A 19434-nucleotide genomic window follows, 5' to 3' on the forward strand; every position below is an offset into this window, starting at 1 on the left:
TTCTGGTTGGACTTCTTACTTTGGCTCAAAGAAAAACGGGAGATGCCTTGTGCATCCCCCGTTTTTGTTGCGGTTAGTCTAGGTCAATAAACTTGGTACTTATGACATGGCCGTCTTTTACTAGCATTCTGGCCATAGTGGGGCCTCGGCTGCCTCTGGGGTAGCTGGCGCTGCCCGGGTTGAGGACTAGGCAGCGGCCCACCTGGGCTTCTTTGGTTACGTGGGTGTGGCCGTTGATGGCTACGTCTACGGATCCCACCGGAAGGTCTTCGCGGTAATGGGCTACGGCGAATTTGAGGCCTTCGTAGGTAAAGAGCGCAAGACGGTCTACATCGGGACCGTAGTCGCGGTAGTAATCGTTGTTGCCCAAGACGGCCCGCACGGGGGCGATGGTGCATAGGTGCTCGTAGTCCATCTCTGACGTGAGGTCGCCGGCGTGGATGATCAGATCTGCGCCCTCAAGCTCATCCAAGAGCGCAGGCGATAAATAGCCGTGGGTGTCCGAGATGATGTCGATACGCTTGGCGCTTGCACTGTTCATGGGATCCCTTCCGCAAAAAAAACGATTCGGCAGATACATACAAAAAAGGCCCCACGGCCCCGCAGACGATGGGTCTACAGGGCTGCGGGGCCAGTGTGCTAGAGACTCAGAGCCTTCTTGAGCGGCACGACGCGGCGGCGCGAAACCGGCACGCGTTCGTCGACGCCCGTAATGCCCAGCTGGATGGCGCCCGAGGGCACCGTCTCAACGTCCGTGACGCACGCTAGGTTGACGATATAGCGGCGGTGAACACGGAAGAAGCCAAAGTCGCAGAGCTTGGCCTCAAACTGCGCCAGCGAGGTCGTCGACAAAAAGCGATCATCGACGGTATAGATGCAGGAGTAATCGTCCTTTGCCATGATAAAGCGGATGTCATCCACGGGAATGAGCACCTTGCGGCCGCCCTTTTCCACCGGGATACGCTCGATGGTCACTTTGCTGTCCGTAACCGGCTTGGCGCGTTGCATGACCTTCTCGATCGCGCGATCCAAGCGAGCTTCCTCGACAGGCTTCATCAGATAATCGACGGCATCGACGTCGAATGCCTCGACCGCATGGTCGCTATACGCAGTCACAAACACGATCGCCGGCGGATTTTTGAGCTTATGCAGCGCCTCGGCAAGTTGCAGGCCCGAGGCACCGGGCATCGAGATATCGAGAAACACGACATCCACGCGACTTTCCATAAGCATCTCGATGGCGGAGCGGACGCTCGACGCCTCCGTGATCGTGCCGATCTTGCCCGTTTGCTCGAGCAGGAAGCGAAGCTCCGAGCGAGCCGGCGCCTCATCATCCACAATCATCGCACGCAGCATAGGGATAAAACCTTTCGTCAACTAACTACGCCGGGCGTCCGTCGCATGACGTTGAGCCCGTAGCTTTTTATTTTACTCTTGAATGTCAAAGATGCTCTCTGACAAATCAAGATGAAGGAGCACTTTGGTGCCCTTGCCCGGCGCCGATTCGACACGCGTATAGGAGTGCGGCCCAAAAAAGCGATGGATGCGCTCCGAAATATTGTGCATGGCCACACCGGCGCCGCCACCCTGAGGAGAGCTGGCGTCGGGACGGGCAGAGCGCTCGTCAAACAGTCTGGCGGCGGTACCCTCATCCATGCCCACGCCATTATCGGCCACGGCAATCAAGATTGCATCCTCGCCGTCTTGGTGAACGGTCACGTCGATCCTCAGGGCGTCGTCATCGCCCATACCATGACGCACGGCGTTCTCGACAATCGGCTGGATCACGAACGCCGGCACCAGCGTATCTTCCACGTCCTCGGACACATCGAACGTCGCAAGCACGCGGTCCTCGCCAAAGCGGGCCTTCTCAAAGGTAAGGTAGCGCTTGGTCTGTGCGACCTCGCGCGAGACCGGAATAAGCGATCCCGAGTTGTCGAGCGTGGCGCGATAGAACGATGAGAACTCACGAAGCAGTTCGCGGGCCCGCAGCGGGTCGGTGCGCGTAAACGATGCAATGGTGTTCAGCGTGTTGAACAGGAAGTGCGGGTTAATCTGCGCCTGCAGCGCACGCACCTCGGCGCGCGCTGTGAGTTCCTTTTGCACCTCGAGCTCGTGGATGGCGAGCTGCGTGGACAAGATCTCGGCAAAGCCCGAGGCAAGCGCGTACTGGGTACGGTCGACGGCGCGCGGGGTCTTGTAGTAGAACTTGAGCGTGCCGACGGTACGATCGCCCACCTTGATGGGGGCGATAATGCCGGCGGGGACTTGGTTGTGCGAGCCGTCCGAGCCCACGACATCCACCATACGGTTGAACGATTGCACGATGCCATGTTCGATAACGTAGCGTGTGGCAAGCGTGTGGATGGGAGTATCGGGCAGCAGTTTTTCCTCAAACTCGCCCGCGCAGGCAAGCACGTTGTCCTCGTCGGTGATGGCCACCGTCATGGCGCGCGTCTCGGGCAAAATGCGCCGGCACACCAAACGCGCCGACTCCTGCGTCAGACCGCCCTTAATGTCCTCGAGCATGGCCGAGGCCACCGAGAGCGTCTCCTCGGTGTACTGGGAGCGCACCGAATCGGGATTGAGCGTCAAAAAGATAAAGATGCACAGAAAGATGCACAGCAGCGCGCAGGCAATCACCGTGGCGATCGGCTCGATACCGGTCACCAAGGCAAAAATAAAGTACACCAGCACGCAAATGGCGCAGGCAACGGCAATGATGCGAAAGATTGATATTGAACTATCGCGCTGGGCGCGGCGGTCGATCATTCGGCCCCCTCCAGGATACTGATCAGTTGTGCGTCACGCCAAAGCCCGTCCATGATCTTGGGCCAAAAGCTCTGGAAACGCAGGTAGCTTGCAGCGTTTTGGCGCGCATAGGCCTTTGCCTCGTCGATGCCATGGCGCCAAATGCGCAGGTAGCCCTCATGCTCGCGGGTAAACACGCTGCGGACCATAGCGGTCTTGCGCACGCGGTCGTCGAGCTCGCGCGAAATCCACGGGCCCGGGTAGGGCATGAGTGATGCCGCCGTAACGGGAATGAGCTCCTTTTGATGCGCGGCGAATGTCAACTTGGCCCGTTCGTAGTACCAACGGTATACATCCTGCATAAAGCGCGGTGAGCGCTTTTCGGACTCCGGAGGCAGATGGCGCACGGTCCACTCGTTATCGAACCACACGTCGTAGCCAAACATGCGCATGTTAAAGAGGTAATCCAAGTCCTCGCCGCGGGTGATAAACGGGTCAAAGGCCACACGCGTAAAGGCGCGGGCGTGCAGGGCCATCAGGCCGCCGCACACGTAGTTGGAGCGCGAGATGCGGGTGCCCGAGAGCGCCTTTTTCATCCAACGGTTGAACTCGATGCGCTTGGTCCACCAACGATGGCAGATGCCCGCCTTGTCCGTGGGAGCCAGCGGCGAGCCGTCGCGATCGTAGAAATAGCCGCTCTTGACCAAGATCGGCAAGCCCTGACGCGTCTGCTGCCCCAACGCATAGGTCGCGCGCTTCATAAAGTCGGCGTCGATGACAGTCTCATCGTCATCCAAAAAGATAACCGCGTCATGCCCCAGCACAGCGGCACAGGCTAGCCCCATGTTGCGGATGGCACCGTAGCCTCGCAGGCTCACGCACTCGCCCGAACCCTTGGGCGCGATCTGAGCAACCCGGTCTGCGATGCGCGAGGCCTGGGTGTTGGTGACAACGGTGACCTTGAGCGTGGGATGCGCGTCGACAATCTCGTGCACGCGCAGCGACACATCGGCTGTGGCAGAAACAGGACAGACCACCAAAAGGATGATGCGCGGGATGTCGCACACCTGCTCAAGCGAGGCCAGGCAGCGGTCGAGTTCGGGATTGTCTGCGTTGAGTCGCGTCGAATGGTCATAGGTGCCAGGGGCGTTTGCGCAAGCGTCATCGCCCGCCCAATACGTTGGAATCACGACCGTGGCGTTCATGCCTTACCCTCCCTGCAACACAAAAACGGGACGCCGCCAAACACAGGCGACGCCCCGCGACCTAGCTGATTCCATCATACCCACTTGGGCAAATCATTGCTCGCAAGTCGCAATGTTTATTGCGGATAACCCCAAAAGAGTACCGTGGACAGGCACAATAGCCGCTCGCTCCTATGCGGCATGCTCTGCCGCCCGAGTCATGCGGGACAGGCGGACCAGTAGCATAAAGCCAACGACCAGCAGCACGCCAATGGAAAGGACGCCCAGCGACGGGTTGCCGGTCAGCGAGGTGACGACCGACACCAGGAAGGTGCCCATAACGCTTGCATAACGACCAAAGATGTCAAAGAAGCCGTAGTACTCGTTGGACTTTTCCTTGGGGATAATGCGGCCAAAGTAGCTACGGCTGAGCGCCTGCACACCGCCCTGGAACAGGCCGACCATAATGGCAAGCACCCAGAATTCAAAGGCGGTCTTTAGGAAGAACGCGGCGAACAGCACAATCCCCATGTAGGCGGCGACCGCCACCAGGATCATGTTGAGCGTGCCCACGCGTCCGGCGAGCTTGCCGTAGATGATGGCGGACGGAAAGGCCACGAACTGCGTAACGAGCAGCGCCAGCACCAGCTGCGTCGAATCGATGCCCAAGGCCGATCCGTAACTGGTGGCCATGGAAATGACCGTGTGCACACCGTCGATATAGAAGAAGAACGCGATCATGTAGACCAGCACGGTCTTATTGTGGGCAATCTCGCGCATGGTGTGTCCGACCTCGGAGAACACACCGCCCACGATGTGGCCGATGGTGTCCTCGGGACCGCGCTCGCGACCGTACTTTTGCTTATAGGTGCGAATGAGCGGCAGGGTAAAGATGAGCCACCAGGCACCAGTGATGATAAACGACAGACGCGTTGCCAGCATGGTGGGGATGCCAAGAGCGGGGCCACCCATGATGAGCGCCAGGCAGATGACGAACGGCACGGTGGAACCGATGTAGCCCCAGGCATAACCCGAGCTGGACACGGCGTCCATGCGCTCGTCGGTGGTAATGTCAGGCAGCATGGCGTCGTAGAACGTCATAGAAGAGTTAAGGCCGATGGTGCACAGCACGTACACGGTCAAAAATGCCATGGCAGACATTGGGATAGCCTGCGCCAGGCAAAGCACCAGGCCCGTGAGGAAGAAGCCCAAGAAGAACTTGATCTTGTTGCCGGCGTAGTCGGCAAGTGCGCCCAGAATGGGCATGAGCATGGCGATGACCAGCGAGGCGATCGTCTGCGCATTGCCCCAAGCGACCACCAGGTCGGCCGAGGAAGCGCCGGTATTGATGGCGTTAAAGTAAATGGGCACCACCGAGGTATTGAGCAGCACGAGGGCCGAATTGCCCACATCGTACATAACCCAGTTACGCTCGAGCTTGGTGTATTTCATGGACAGGGACCCTTCGTATTTGCCCGATATGCAGTTAGTTCATCGTACCCCAATTGTCCAGAAGCACCGGTAAGGATTCGGCAAAGGGGCACGCATGAGCCCTATTCCTCGCGGTCGAACTCCTCATCGGCATTGAGCACGCGACCGCTGTAATTGACATGGTTGGTCACGGCTTCCATATCGCCGGTCTCGATAAAGCGGGCAACCGTGCACTCGTAATCGAGCAGCGCGCGGTCAAAGACCTCGGGGAAGCTCTCGGTCGAGACTTCATCGGTAAAGGGGTTCTTCCATGCCAAGTGGCCCAGGTTGCCGGTACGCTCGGGCAGCTCGGTCGTCACGCGGTGCGCAAGGCCGTCGAGCAGCGAGTAGTCGTGCACCAAGCCCTCAACCAGCGAGATCGCGCGCGTCTTTGCGGAGCCGGCCGGCTCAATCGCGCGGTAAAGTCGCTGCATATTGGCAACGGCAGCACCGTACTCCCCCGCCGGAATGTCAATGCCGTACACGCGTCCGGCAACATAGCTCATCAGCACGCCGGCCACGCGATTGATGCGATCGGTGGTGACGATCTCGCCCGCCGGCGGGTAATCGTCGACCGTAGCGCCATCGCGTTTAAGCTGCAGCATCAGTACATCCAGGTCGCTCTCGATCACGGCATGGACCTGACTGCTCGAATCCTCAAGCTCTGAATCGGACTCCACGATGCCAAACTGCTGCTCATAGACAAAGGGGTGAGCGTTGCGGTCGAGCACGTAATGAGACAGCAGGCCCAGCGCAAAGGCACGACCCAAGCTGGCATCGCGCGGCAGCAGATGCGACACGCCGTCGCGCAGGCACGCGAACTGGCGAGACATGCGCGACCGATGCATGACCTGCGCCAGCAGCGTGCAGTCGGAAACACGCGGTGTCAGAATGTGAAAGAAAAACGGGTCGGGGCCTTGGTTGCCCAAGATAAAGGCAATGCGCTCTTCATCGGACGTGATGACGCCCTGCGGAAGACGGTCGATGCTTTCCTCGCCAAACAGATGATGGGTGATAAGCGCGGGCATAATGATCCTTTCGATTTCATTCGATGCCACCCATTATGCCCACCGCGCGCCCATGCCAAACCTGCGATGGTAAACGACAGCACGCAAGCCTCTTACGCAAGCCCCAGGTGCGACTTGACCTCGGCGGCACGACGACGGGACACCGGTACCGTCGAGTTCACGCGGTCGAGCCTGAGCTCCATCAACCCCGTGGAGCCAATCTCAACATTGTGCACGTCTTCCAAATTGACCAGGTAGCTGCGATGAACGCGAATAAAGCCCTCGGAGTCCAAGCGACGCTCGAGCGAAGAGATCGACTCATTGATCAGGTACGTTCCCTCGGCGCAGATGGCGTTGCAAAAATCGGCGCGCGCCTCAAAGTAGCAAACGTCTGCGGCGGGAATGAACACCTTTTTGCCCCCGCGGTCCACCGTCAGACGCAAAGGCTGGCGCGGAGCGTGGATAACACGACGGACGCCCAAGGCCGCCTCGATCTTGTCGAGTGCCTTTGACAGGCGGGCATCCTCGACCGGCTTGACGACATAGTCGACAGCATCGAGGTTATACGCGTCGGCCGCGAACTCTGCAAACGCCGTCACAAACACCACCACCGGCGGCGTCTTTAGGTTTTGCAGGGTCTCGGCTAGCTCAATTCCCGAGCGGCCGGGCATCGTGATATCCAAAAACAGCACGTCGGGCTTGTTCGACAGAATCGACTCCACGGCCTCGGTGACATTGCCCGCCTCGGCAATCTGTCCCACACGTGCATCCTTTTCCAGCAGATAACGTAGCTCAGCCCTAATAGGAGGCTCGTCATCAACCACCAAGATGTTCCATCCCTCGGACATATGCGCTTCCCCTCTTTTTTCTCTCAATCCAACCGCGCGCTACACCTTCATCGGCGCCGGCTCATGCGGCTCGCCGTTCAGCTCGACGATGACCTGCGTCCCCACGCCCTCCTGGGACTTCACGCGCATGCCAGAATCTTCCCCGTAAAAGAAATGGATGCGCTGAAGCACGTTGAAGAGCGCCAGGCCGCAGCCTCGCTTGATGGAGCCGTCGGCGGTAATGCTCTCGGGCTCCTCTCGGCGATGCTGCTCAAACAGGTGCGCGCAGACTTCTTCGCTCATACCGATGCCGTCATCTTCGACGATGATCTCCAGACCGTCATCGGTCTCAAAAGCCCCAACACGAATAGAAAGCGGCTCGGTCTCGCGCTGGGCATGCTTGATACAGTTTTCGAGCAGCGGCTGTAAGATAAACGGCGGCACCATGCTGTCGCGCACCTCAAAGTCGATGTCGACCGAAACGCGCAGACGGCCGTCGCCATACCGGGCCTGCATAAGATTGATATAACGAGTGCCCTGTTCCACCTCATGCTCGAGCGTGGTGAGCGTATCGGAGTCAGAAAGCGTCTGACGATAGTAATTGGAAAAGTCGATCAGCAGCGATCGCGCCTTGTCGGGCTCGGTTCGCACGAGCGACACGATAGTGCTGATGGTATTGAACAGAAAATGCGGGTCGACCTGCGACTGTAGGGCGCGCAGCTCCACGCGGGCCGTAAGCTCGTCCTGGCGCTCGAGCTCAAAGCTGGCGAGCTGCGTGGAAATGAGATCGGCAAAGCCCGAGGCTAACGCCGTCTGGCGCATATCGATGCTGCTCAGGCGGGGATAGTACAGCTCGAGCGTACCCACGCAATGCCCGCGCACGGTAAGCGGTGCGACAATACCGGCGCGCAGGCGGGGAAAATAGCCACCCGTCTCATTGGAGGTGTCACGCGAAAATACACTCTGTTCGCCGGACTCGATCACGTTGAGCGTGGTCTTGAGCACGACCGGGGTGCCGGCAGGGCATTTTGCCGAGTCCTCACCCCAGCTTGCCAGCACCTGCTTGCCGTCGGTAAAGCAGATGGCAGAGGCAATGGTCTCGGACAGGATGATCTTGGAGGCGCCCAAGGCCGCTTCGGGCGTAAGGCCGCGCGACGTGTAGGCGAATATTTTTGATGCGATGGCGAGCGTACGGTCGGTTGCGCTCGATGTGAGGTCGTCGGGGACCACAAAGACATACGAGAAAAAGAAGCACAGCATGACCAGGCCGGCAATAACGACAACGCCCGGAACGGGGTTGGGATTATCGGTTAAATCCCAGATAAGCAGCAGGATAAGGGCCGGTACGACAAAACCGAGCAAGATGGCCTGGACCACATGCTGGGCCGTACGAAAGACCTTGGTAGAGTTGTAGCTCTTGCCCAGAATCAGCCTGTTTAAATCCACCGTCATCCCCTTCTTACTGACGCACCCCATAGCAATGGAGAGGGCCGCAAGCGACCCTCTCCATTGCATTATGCAATCAAAAACTGTGTTTTACATCCAGCCATCGACAAACGGTATCTTAGGCGCTGTATTTGTTGGCCTCGCCAAAGGTGCCAGCCTCGACGATCCAGCCGTCCTTCATGATGACGTCCATGTTGTCGGTGTTGAGCACGTGGATGTCGGCGGCGACGTCACCGTTGACGACCAGCAGGTCGGCGCACTTGCCGGCCTCGATGGAACCGGTCTCGTCCTCGATGTGGCACATCTTGGCACCGTTGAGGGTGGCGCAGGTGATGGTCTCGACCGGGGTGAAGCCGATCTTGTCGACAAACTCGTACATCTCCTCGATGGAGCAGGTACCGTACGGGGTGACGAAGGAGAAGGAGTCGGAGCCGATCGTCATGACGACACCGCGCTTCTTGGCCTCGCGCAGGCAGTCGTAGTTGCGCTGCAGCTCCTTCTCGACCAGGGTGCCCTCGTACTTGTCGTGCAGCTCGGGGACGTAGACGGGCGGATAGGTGGCGTACCAGGTGGGCAGGAAGGCGATCGTCGGGGTGAAGAAGGTGCCCTGCTCGGCCATGAGGTCCATGGTGCGCTCATCGATATCGAAGCCGTGAATCAGCTGCTCGCAGCCAAAGCGAACGGAATCGTAGGCAGCGGCGTGGTTGTTGTAGCAGTGGCTCCACACGGGGATGCCGACCATCTTTGCCTCTTCGACCACGGCCTGGATCTCCTCGGAGCAATAGTGCTGGTCGCGACCGGAGTCCCAGCGCCAGATGCCGCCACCGGTAGCCCAGATCTTGATGGCATCGGGGTTCTCGCGCAGACGACGACGGACGGCCTTGCGCAGATCCCAAGGACCGTCGACCTGGTCGCCCCAGGGGTGGGATTCCTTGTTGAGCTCCTGGGTGCAGTGGTGGGAGTCGCCGTGACCGGCAACGCGGCAGAAGCCCAGGCCGGTGGCCAGAACGCGCGGGCCCTTAAAGACGCCCTTGTCGATGCAGTCACGGATCTGGATACCAAAGCGGCCGATCTCGCAGACGGTGGTGAGGCCGTGGGTGAGGCAGTCGTAGGCCTGCTTGACGGCGACGGCCTGCTTCTCGAGGAGCGGCTGCATAACCCAATCGGTGTCATCGTCGGTCAGGTTGCCCGAGAAGTGCAGGTGGGTGTCGATCAGGCCGGGAAGGACGGTCTTGCCGGCGGCGTCGATAACCTCAACGCCCTCGGGAAGGTCCTGCATAGCACCGGCATACTCGATCTTGCCGTTGTCGTCGACGAGAACGAGGGAGTTCTCGACCGGCTCGGCACCGGTACCGTCGATGAGCTTGCCGCCAACGATTGCGTACTTAGTGGACATGGTTCCTCCTTATGGATCCATATAGTGGGCGAGGCCGTGTTGGGTTAAGGCCTCACAAAGCTACCCAAGTGGTGCCGGGTTCGGTGCGCGGGAGAGAGGATTCCGCGCACCCGATCCGCCCCGGCTAGGCGTTACTTTTTGCGGGAATTGGTGAAAGCCATGAGGGCCAGGCCAATAGCCAACCAGCCGATCACGATGCTCCACTCCACCATGTTGAGGGAGGCGGGAGAGAACGGGATCACGAGCAGGCCAATGATGGTGCCGCAGGCAACGATAGCGAGGCTGATGCCAAACTTGCCGCCGGGCACCTCGTAGGGACGAGGCAGGTCGGGCTCGGTGAAGCGCATGCGCAGGCAAGCGAGGGCGACCATGCCGCAGGAGAAGATGAAGGCGAGAGCCGACACGTTGGTCAGAGGGATGAGCATGTTCTTGCCCAGGAACGGACCGACGACGGTGATGACGCCCAGAACGACGCAGGCGAGCTTGGGAGCGCCGGACTTGGGATCGACCTCGGCGAACTTCTCGGGCAGCTGGCCCTTTCGGCCCATGGCGAGCATGATGCGGCTCGTGGCGCCGTAGAAGGAGTTCATCGGGCCCATGGGTCCAAGCGTGGCGATGACGAGCATGGCCAGGTACAGGAGCATGTTGATGCCCTTGAGGCAGGCAAGCGCGGGAACCGGGCTCTTAACGAACTCATGCCAGTCGAGGATGGTGCCGAACGAGTAGATGCAGACCATGTAGAAGCCGCCTGCGGCCAGCAGGGCCAGGGAGATGATCTTGCCGAACTTGTTCCAGTTGAGGCCCTCGGCTGCTTCCTCAGCCTGCTGAGGAATAGTATCGAAGCCGGCGTAGAAGAACGGGGTCAAAACCAGGACCGACACGATGCCGGCGAACAGGCTGGTGCCCTCGGTAGCGGGCTTGCCGCCGCCAGCACCGGTGACCTGGGAGAACACGGGCATGGCGTGTTCCGGCGAACCGGTGAACAGCGAGACACCCATGGCGAGCAGCATGCCGCAGAGCAGAGCCTTGGTCAGGAAGGCCTGGAGCTTGGCGGCCGAGCTGGCACCGCGGAAGTTGAGGAAGATGACGTAGACTGCAAAGCCGAGCGCGATCAGCGTCGGGAACAAGTAAACGTCGGCGCCCAAGATGGTGTAGAGCTTGACGGCGCGCAGCCACTCAAGACCGGGCAGGCTGCCGAACATCTCGGACACGAGGGTCGAAATGGCGATGGCCTCCCACGGGCACAGGATGCCGTTGCCCAGGGCCAGAAGCCAACCGGTGATGTAGCTCAGCGTACGGCCAAAGCTACGGTCGACATACTCGACGATGCCGCCCGAGATGGGGATAGCAGCCGTGAGCTCACCGAAAACAGCTCCGACGGGCACGAGGAAGATTGCACCCAAGAGGAATGCGATCATAGCGGGAACGGGACCACCGCCCACGACCATCCAGTCGCCGACCTGCAGGACCCAGCCAGTTCCGATGATGGCACCGAAACCGATGGTGAAGAAGTTCCAGAGCGAAAGCGTTTTCTTCATGCCGCCGTTACCTTCGACTGCAACTTCTGCGTTCTTGTCCGCCATTGTTCCCCTCCTTTCCTTATTGACGCCTCTTTGGCGTCACCCCTTGCGCGGTCTGTTTTACCGCGCGCTTTTATTTCGTGGCTTTAAGATACGGCCTTGGCACAGCAGCGCCGCTTGCGACTCGACCGAAGGCAGAACTGCAAAACGAGCGGCGCTGTTTTTGGGACGAACGGCGCGGTTTGCCACTCATTGTTGCCGCCCGTCCGACGGGCGTACGCTCATCGGACGCATATAGAGATGTTTTTGAAGCCGTGCGTTTTGCGCCTTTCGTACCGTTTACCGAGCTTTTGACGCGCAGACCCATTTGTTGCACATCTTTTTTGTAGGATAGACAGGTTATACATGAGACAAGGCGGTACGAATGGCATACGGATACAACGACGGTGATCAACGGCGACAAAGCGTTCGCCTTGCTGGCCGCACCACGCCGACGCCTAGAAGTGCCACGAGCAGCAATCCGCAACGCCCTCAAGAGCAACCCAGGCCTTCGTCTCGGCAGCAGACAAGCAGAACACGGCAGAGTGACTGTCCGAGCACGGGCACAAGCGCGCAGCAAGATAGCCGCCTGGGCGCGCGCACTCGACAGCGCCAGGCCGAGGTTCCGCAACTGCGCCGCAACGGCGCACGTCAGTCCGGCATCCATATCAACCGCTTCTTTTCGCGTTCCCAAGGCGGACGCGACGGCAAGCCCTACCGCTCGACATCGTACGTGAATGCCCCCGCCCTTCCGGCTCGTCGACTTTGCCTCGCACTGTGCTCTATCCTCATCTGTCTGGTCTTTGTGCTTATGAGCTCCTGTATGTCCCACGGCTCGGCCGGCCTTGAGCCCACCGCCGAGGACAAGCTGCTCAAGGCCCCCGTCGCGCCCGGTTATTCTTTCGCCTTTTCGACCCCGCGCTCGCAATGGCAAGCCGGCACGATGCCCCATATCTATCAGATCGACCCTGCGTGGTCGGAGCTGCCTTACGCCGGCGGCACCATCCGCCAAAATGCATGCGGGCCCACGTGCCTCACCATGGTCTATATCTTTAAGACGGGACGCACCGATATGACCCCCATCGATATGTGCGCGCTTTCCGAGGCGGGCAACTACGCCCCCACCGGTGCAACCGAATGGTCGTTTATGACGAGCGGCGCGTGGCAGTTGGGACTTAACGGAACGGAGCTCCATAACGATCGTGACTCGATGACTCAGGCACTGCGTTCGGGAGCGCCCGTCATCGCCGCCGTTCGGCCGGGCACCTTTACCAACGTCGGCCACTACATTGTGCTTTACGGTATTGACGACGCCGACCATATTGAAGTCTTCGATCCCAACTCGGCCAGCCGCAGCGCCCGCCGCTGGGGTGTCGTAGAGGTCCTTAACGAAGTCGAAGCCATGTGGGCCTACTACTAGTCATTGGGGACAGACTTAATTGAGTGGTCTCTGGATGCCCGCACTCATTGGGGACAGACTTAAATGAGTAGCCCCAGGCTGCCAGGAACTGCCGACACGGAAAGCGCATCCCATTTTGGAGCTCAATAGCGGGATGCACTTTCCGTTAGCGGCCCGTTTGGGAAACTACGTTCCACTTTCCGGCAACATTCCGGGATGCATTTTCCGGTTGAGGCCCTCAAGGGAAACTATGTCCCATGTTGGACGCTCATTCTGGGATGCGCTTTCCGCAGTTGATTGATGCGGGCTTTAAGGACTGTTCCAAGCTGCCAGCAGAAAAGGAACGTCCCCAAGTGCCGGGTTTCCGCAGTCATTGGGGACAGACTTAAATGACTAGTCTTTTAAGAACGTCCCCAATGACTACCCACAGAATGAGGGTCTCATCGGGGACTAGGTAAATAACAAAAGCCCCCGCGGCCGAAACGGGCCACGGGGGCAGCAGGCTTGCAAGGGTTAACTCAAGTCCTCGCCATTTGATGCAATGACCTTTTGATACCAGCAGAAGCTGTCCTTTCGGTAGCGATCGAACGTGCCTTTGCCCGTATCATCGGCATCAACATAAACAAAGCCATAGCGCTTCTTCATCTGCCCCGTCGAGGCAGACACCAAATCGATACAGCCCCACGGCGTGTATCCCATCAGGTCAACACCGTCCTCGACAATTGCATCGCGCAGCGCAAGAATATGCCTGCGCAGGTAATCAATATGATATGCATCGTGGACTTTGCCGTCTTCCAGCGCATCGAGTCCGCCCACACCGTTCTCGGCGATAAAGAGCGGAAGATGGTAACGATCGTGGTAGCCGGCAAGCGTCACGCGCAAACCCAGCGCATCGATCTGCCATTTCCAGGCAGTCTCTTTATCCTTGAGGTACGGATTGCGCAGCGTCGGGAACACGTTGCCCTCCGCCTTCTCAGCGATCACCTGGTCATCGGCGCACACCAAGCGCGAGCAATAGTACGAGAACGAAATGAAGTCGACGGTATGCTCGGCCAGATACTCCGTATCGCCCGGCTCAAAGGGCACGTGAACACCCTCTTTCTCGAGCGCACGCAGCTTCCAAGTAGGATAGGCGCCCGCAGCCATCACGTCAGTGTAGAAGTAGCGGCCGCGGTCCTCCTCATACGCAAGCCATACGTCCTCGGGCGCACAACGGTACGGATAGGTCGCACCGGCAGCGATCATGCAACCCACCTTGTTTGCGGGATCGATCTTGTGCAGGATCTCGACAGCGCGAGCGCTCGCCATAAACATATGGTGCGAGAACGCCGCGGTCACGGCTGCACGGTCACGCTCATCCTCGAGCGTGACGCCCGCGTTGATATAGGACAGCGCCACGCTGTTGATCTCGTTGAAGGTGAGCCAATAACGCACGAGGCCCTGGTACGCACGTCCGACGGTCTCGACGTAGTGCGCATACCGCTCGATCATCTCTCGGCTTTGCCATCCACCATAACGCTCGACCAGAGCCAACGGATAGTCGTAGTGCGACAGCGTCACGAGCGGCTCGATTCCGTGCTCGCGCAGCGCCTCGAATACCTGACGGTAAAACTCCAAGCCCTCACCGTTGGGCTCGGCCTCCATCCCTGTGGGAAAAATACGGCTCCAACAAATTGAAAGACGCAGGCACTTAAAGCCCATCTCGGCAAAGAGCTCGACGTCCTCGCGCCAATGATGGAAGAAGTCGTTGCCCCAACGGCATGGATACAGCCTGTCCGGATCATCCACGGGCTTTTGCCTGCCAAACATCACATCCCAGCGGTCGGGACCCTGTGGAATCAGGTCGGAGTGCGACATACCGCGGCCGCCCTCGTTCCAGCCCCCTTCGGCCTGGTTGGCAGCGAGCGCGCCGCCCCACAAAAAGCCCTCGGGCATACCGGCAGCAGACGTTCTGTCAAAGTAACCCATGCTACTCAGTATCCTTGGCAGAAGCTGCCGCGGCGTTCTCCTGCTCCTGCGCCAGGAGCTGGTTGTCGTACACCTTAAAGAACGGGTACCAGACCACAGCCATGACCACGATCAAAACGATCGTAAATACCCAGATACGCGGGTCGAGGCACTGGATAAAGCCCTGAACGAAGATGGGGAACGTGCCGCTCACCAAGATGTAGAAGTTAGAGACAAGACCCAGTGAGATTGCACCCCAATACAGCAGGGCCGAAATCATACCGCCCAGCACAAACGGAATCATGAGGATCGGGTTGAAGATGATGGGTGCGCCAAAGATCGCGGGCTCGGAGATACGGAAGAAGCTCGGCACGATCGATGCCTTGCCAAATGCCTTGAGCTGCTGCGACTTTGCCTTAAACGCGCAGAGCGCCACAAAAGAGAACGTATTGCCCGTGCCGCCGATGAGGTTGATGACCATCGACATGAGTACCGGGTGGAACTCAAGCGGCTGCCCAGCAGCGTAGAGCGAGGCGTTGGCAGCAAAGGCGGCAAGCGTGACCGGGGCGGTGATGGGCATCACGATCATGTTGCCGTGGACGCCAAAGCACCAAAACAGCAGCGTCATGAAGCAGATAAGCAGTGCGCCGGGCACAGAGTCAACTGCGACGGAAAGCGGGGCAGCGAGCAGCTTCTCGATAACCGAGGGGATGGACAGCGTGGGATCGATCATCTGGATCAGCAGGTTGCCACCAAAGAAGATGAGGATGTTGACGAGCATAGGCACGATGGCGCCAAAGGTTTCGGACAAAAACGGCGGCACGCCATCGGGCATCTTGATGGTGATGCCCTTGGTCTGGCAGAAGCGCGTGACCTCGACGGAGACCAGGGCAACGATGATGGCGGTAAACAGGCCCTGCGCACCCAGATAGGTGCAGGGGACCGCCTGGAGCACGGACTCATCAGCAAGCTGGTAGTAGGACGACGGCGCCGCGGCGATCAGGAACATCACCAGCGAGGTCATACCGGCGTTAAGCTTGGGCATCTTGTAGGTGCCCGCCAGGTTATAGGCGATTGCGAACGTCACGATCACCGACAGTATGCCCATCGTCATGTTGAACGGGATGAGCAGCGTGAGCTTATTGGCCGTGGCAAAATCGAGCCAAGGGCCAAAGACGGACCAGAACCCGCCCTGCGCCACCAGGTCGGCCGTGACCGGCGGGTTGGCGATGATCATAAAGACGGCAGAGACCAAGATGAAGCTGATCGCGCTCATAAAGCCCTTTTGCATGGAGGCAAAGTGACGCTCGGTGCCGCAGAAATTGGCAATAGGGGTCAGTTTTTCCTGAAGCAGGGTCATGAACTTTTCCATGGTCGCCTCCTAGCCCAACAGCGACTGGGCGAGTGCCAGCACGTTGGCGGCGTTGCCCATGCCGTAGTCCTGTGCGGGGATGACCGCGGTCGGCTTACCGCTCCCCTGCTTGACGGTGTTGAGCTGGTAGGACACCTGCGGCCCCAAGAGCAGCACGTCATAATCGGCGCAGGTCTCCTGATACTCGCCGATACCCACCGCATCGATATCGAGCTCGATGCCGTTTTGCTCCGCGTATTTCTCGAGTTTCTTCATCAGAATGCTTGTAGACAGGCCAGCTGCGCAAACAAGAAGGATCTTCATAAGGGATTCCCTTCGCATTGATTGGTTGGATAGTCGCCGCACGCCGTTAGGCGTTCTTGGCTGCAGTGCGCTCATACAGGCAGATCAGCTCCTGCACGAGCTCCTGAGCAAGCATGGAGCACATGAGGTGGTCCTGAGCATGGACCAGCAACACATCCACCGACAGATGCTCGCCCGCCGCCTCGGTCGAAAGCAGCTGCGTTTGGATGTGGTGAGCCTTGATTCCCGCATCCTTTGACTGCTTCATGAGTTTGGTGGCAGCGTCAAAATCCCCCGCCTTTGCCTTTTCAAGGGCTTCGAAGGCAAGGCTGCGTGCCTCTCCCGCTGCAGCGACCAGCTGAAACGAAACCATCTCGGTTCCCTGATCGTCCATAACGGTCTCCTCTCCCGTGATGTCTGGTTTGTACTTGAATATTCGAAACACCTATCTCCCGCCCGCAATCCTCGAGGTTTATTGCAGGTAGACTGACAGCGTCATCGACAAAAGAAGTCTTAAGCCGTATGCGCTTGCACAAGCGCCATCAGCTCATGCCAGGACCGGCGCTCGCGTAAGCGCTCGACCCCCTGGCGGTCCATAAAGATCTCAGCGAGCAGCGAGCTCAAGATCCGCGCCTCATCGCCGCCCGACCGGGCAAACGACACCATAAAGACGATATCGACCTCATGGCCGTATTCGTCCCAAAGAATGGGATGTTCGAGCAGGCCCACGGTAACAAAGGCCTCGGCGCTCAAAGGATGCATCCCATGGGGCATGGCCACCCCATTGCCAAACGAGGTGGCACTCGCGCTCTCGCGCTCGGCAACCTCTTGGGCAAACTGGGCATCGACACGGCCGCTCTCGACGGCGCGCTCGGAGAGATATCGGAGAACGGCCTGCTTCGACGACGCCTCAACGCGGTTGAAGAACAGGGCACGGCTAAAGAAAGCGCTCAGGGAGTCCGATTGCGCAGCGTCATCACTCAGCACCTTGCGGATAGCGTTGACATCGCTCGTCTCCAAGAAGAAATCGACCTCGCGGACGGACACAGGCAACTTGACGTTGAGCGGCACCGTTGTGAACACGTAGTCGATGTGCGAAAAGTCGAGCGTTCCCACGCGGGCGACGTCGCATGTCTCAATCGACTCGATATACATACCAAACTGCTTGCGGTACTGGTGCTCGAGCATACGGGCGCTTCCCGCTCCCGAGGCGCACACGATCAGGATGCGTTTGCGACGCGGCTGGTCGGCTTGCTGCTCGAGGGCCAGGGCAAATGCCATGGCGATGTAGCCGAGCTCCTCATCAGAGGGCTGGCTGCCAAAATGACGCTCGAGTACCTGCGAGGTGCCGGCCGCCATCGAATAGGCCAACGGAAACCTCGTCTTGATATCGGGCAGCATGGGGTTATCCATATGCATGTGATATTCAAGGCGATAACCCAGAGGGCCAATATGCCGAGCAAGGTTCATGCGAAGTTCAAGATCGCTGCTAAAGTCAAACCTAAACTCATCGTTGACCGCACGTACCATCTCGGAAGCAATCTCCCACATCTCGTCCGAGATAACGGCAGAGCCCTTCTCGGGCACGCCCGTGCCCCTGCCGAGCAAATGGATTGCGATAAAGGCAACCTCTTCTCGGGGCATGCTCACGCCCAGGGCATCCTTGATGTTTGCGGCAATCTGGAAAGCCGCGGCGTATTCGCGCGTTCCCTCCAGTTTTTGAACGTCCGATTCTGCAGCTGGGACATAGCAGCCCTGCTCGATGCGGCCAAGAGCGATGTAAAGATGCATGATGAGATTGCGGGATGCCAGCGAGCTCACCGTGACGGGCGAGGCCGTCAGGGCATCGTCCACACATGCGGCGATGGCCCGCAGGTGCTCGGCGAGCTTTGCATCGTCGGTGTCGGGCAACACGGGCCTCACCAGCGAGGCCAGGCACAGGCGCCGTTGCGACTCCCCGCCCGCAACGCGGATTCCGTAGCGTGGGCGCTTTTCAAGCGCTAAGTCAAATTGGGCGAGTTTCTGCTCTACCAGACGCATGTCATTGGACAGAGTCCGCGCCGAAACGTAGAGTAAATCCGCATACTCCTCAATCGTCACCCACTGGGACCGCATTAGGAGGTCGTTAAGAAGGAAGGACACACGGCCGTCGCGCGTATCAGGAATGCCCGGATGGGCCAGAGCCGCACCGTCTAGCAAGCGAGCAAGCTCATCTGCACGTGCAACATCGATACGATACTGCCCCTTGCTGCCAACGATGCGTGCAACCCCTGCAAGGTTGTCGTTTGCGCGATGGATATAGTTTCTCACGGCGCGCTCGCTTACCTCGAGACGCTTGGCAAGTACCGCGACAGCGACAGGCTGAGCGTCCTCGATCATATTTACAAGCTGCTTGACGCGAGCATCCATGTCCTCCTCCTTTCCCTGCGTCTAGTCTAACGCGGTAAAGAATGACACTCCACGTCGCGCTCGTTCCGCCAACCCGGAACAGGTTGCGGGGAGTTCAGCTGAGCTATGGAGAGCCTGGGGAAAGGGCCCGAAGGCAATGCGTCGGTGTGGGATGCGCCTTCCCAGCCATTGTGCAGTCATTGGGGACAGACTTAAATGAGTAGTCATTGGGGACGTTCTTGTTTGACTAGTCGTTTAAGAACGTCCCCAATGACTATTAAGGACTGTCCCAAGCTGCCGGCAGGAAAGGACCGTCCCCAAGTGCCGGGTTTGTCCCCAATGACTAGGTGAATAGCAAAAGCCCCGCAGCCGGAGCGGACTGCGGGGCTCATGAAGAGAGGCTAGT

Annotated in this window: 16 protein-coding genes; 1 reads left to right on the forward strand and 15 read right to left on the reverse strand. The window is 59.1% G+C overall.

Annotation, left to right across the window (positions count from 1 at the left end; all coding sequences use genetic code 11):
- Positions 1–73 precede the first annotated feature (73 nt).
- From DW112_RS09475 to DW112_RS09520, 10 genes are all read right to left on the reverse strand, one after another.
- Positions 74–541 carry a YfcE family phosphodiesterase gene (locus tag DW112_RS09475; protein WP_117629725.1) on the reverse strand — a complete coding sequence of 156 codons (468 nt, stop codon included), beginning with the start codon at positions 539–541 and terminating at the stop codon, positions 74–76.
- A 98-nt stretch (positions 542–639) separates the two neighbouring features.
- The gene (locus DW112_RS09480; protein ID WP_006235156.1) at positions 640–1356 is read right to left on the reverse strand and encodes a LytTR family DNA-binding domain-containing protein; all 717 of its coding nucleotides are present in this window, start codon (positions 1354–1356) and stop codon (positions 640–642) included.
- A 72-nt stretch (positions 1357–1428) separates the two neighbouring features.
- Positions 1429–2772, reverse strand: a complete 1344-nt coding sequence (locus DW112_RS09485; protein ID WP_117757814.1) for a histidine kinase — start codon at positions 2770–2772, stop codon at positions 1429–1431.
- Positions 2769–3956 (reverse strand): glycosyltransferase, encoded by a 1188-nt coding sequence (locus tag DW112_RS09490; protein WP_117638136.1) that lies wholly within the window; start codon positions 3954–3956, stop codon positions 2769–2771. The genes DW112_RS09485 and DW112_RS09490 overlap by 4 nt, the downstream gene beginning before the upstream one ends.
- Before the next feature lie 171 nt (positions 3957–4127).
- Complete coding sequence (locus DW112_RS09495) at positions 4128–5387, reverse strand: MFS transporter (protein WP_055252086.1); 1260 nt, start codon at positions 5385–5387, stop codon at positions 4128–4130.
- A 101-nt stretch (positions 5388–5488) separates the two neighbouring features.
- Positions 5489–6433, reverse strand: a complete 945-nt coding sequence (locus DW112_RS09500) for a zinc dependent phospholipase C family protein (protein WP_117634430.1) — start codon at positions 6431–6433, stop codon at positions 5489–5491.
- A gap of 92 nt (positions 6434–6525) precedes the next feature.
- Positions 6526–7260, reverse strand: a complete 735-nt coding sequence (locus tag DW112_RS09505) for a LytTR family DNA-binding domain-containing protein (protein WP_118328840.1) — start codon at positions 7258–7260, stop codon at positions 6526–6528.
- Between the two features lie 39 nt (positions 7261–7299).
- Positions 7300–8691, reverse strand: coding sequence for a histidine kinase (locus tag DW112_RS09510; protein WP_233545903.1), 1392 nt, complete (start codon positions 8689–8691; stop codon positions 7300–7302).
- Between the two features lie 112 nt (positions 8692–8803).
- On the reverse strand, positions 8804–10081 hold the full coding sequence (locus DW112_RS09515) for an amidohydrolase family protein (protein ID WP_117655955.1): 1278 nt from the start codon (positions 10079–10081) through the stop codon (positions 8804–8806).
- Positions 10082–10212: 131 nt separating this feature from the next.
- Entirely contained in the window at positions 10213–11664 is a 1452-nt protein-coding gene (locus DW112_RS09520; RefSeq protein WP_117757818.1) for an APC family permease, read from the reverse strand.
- 361 nt (positions 11665–12025) lie between these two features.
- Between DW112_RS09520 and DW112_RS10115 the strand changes: the two genes are divergently transcribed.
- A complete protein-coding gene (locus tag DW112_RS10115) occupies positions 12026–13060 on the forward strand; it encodes a C39 family peptidase (RefSeq protein WP_233545904.1) in 1035 nt (344 codons plus the stop codon).
- A gap of 492 nt (positions 13061–13552) precedes the next feature.
- Here the strand turns inward: DW112_RS10115 and DW112_RS09530 are convergent, their stop codons facing one another.
- The 5 genes from DW112_RS09530 to DW112_RS09550 form a co-directional block, all read right to left on the reverse strand.
- A complete protein-coding gene (locus tag DW112_RS09530; RefSeq protein ID WP_117565031.1) occupies positions 13553–15007 on the reverse strand; it encodes a family 1 glycosylhydrolase in 1455 nt (484 codons plus the stop codon).
- A gap of 1 nt (position 15008) precedes the next feature.
- Positions 15009–16358, reverse strand: a complete 1350-nt coding sequence (locus tag DW112_RS09535; protein WP_117565032.1) for a PTS sugar transporter subunit IIC — start codon at positions 16356–16358, stop codon at positions 15009–15011.
- A gap of 9 nt (positions 16359–16367) precedes the next feature.
- Complete coding sequence (locus DW112_RS09540; RefSeq protein WP_117565033.1) at positions 16368–16661, reverse strand: PTS sugar transporter subunit IIB; 294 nt, start codon at positions 16659–16661, stop codon at positions 16368–16370.
- Between the two features lie 46 nt (positions 16662–16707).
- Entirely contained in the window at positions 16708–17034 is a 327-nt protein-coding gene (locus tag DW112_RS09545; RefSeq protein WP_117629717.1) for a PTS lactose/cellobiose transporter subunit IIA, read from the reverse strand.
- 119 nt (positions 17035–17153) lie between these two features.
- Positions 17154–19049 (reverse strand): BglG family transcription antiterminator, encoded by a 1896-nt coding sequence (locus DW112_RS09550; RefSeq protein WP_118328842.1) that lies wholly within the window; start codon positions 19047–19049, stop codon positions 17154–17156.
- Positions 19050–19434: the final 385 nt, after the last annotated feature.

This window comes from Collinsella sp. AM09-41, from assembly GCF_003473245.1.
Lineage (GTDB): Bacteria > Actinomycetota > Coriobacteriia > Coriobacteriales > Coriobacteriaceae > Collinsella.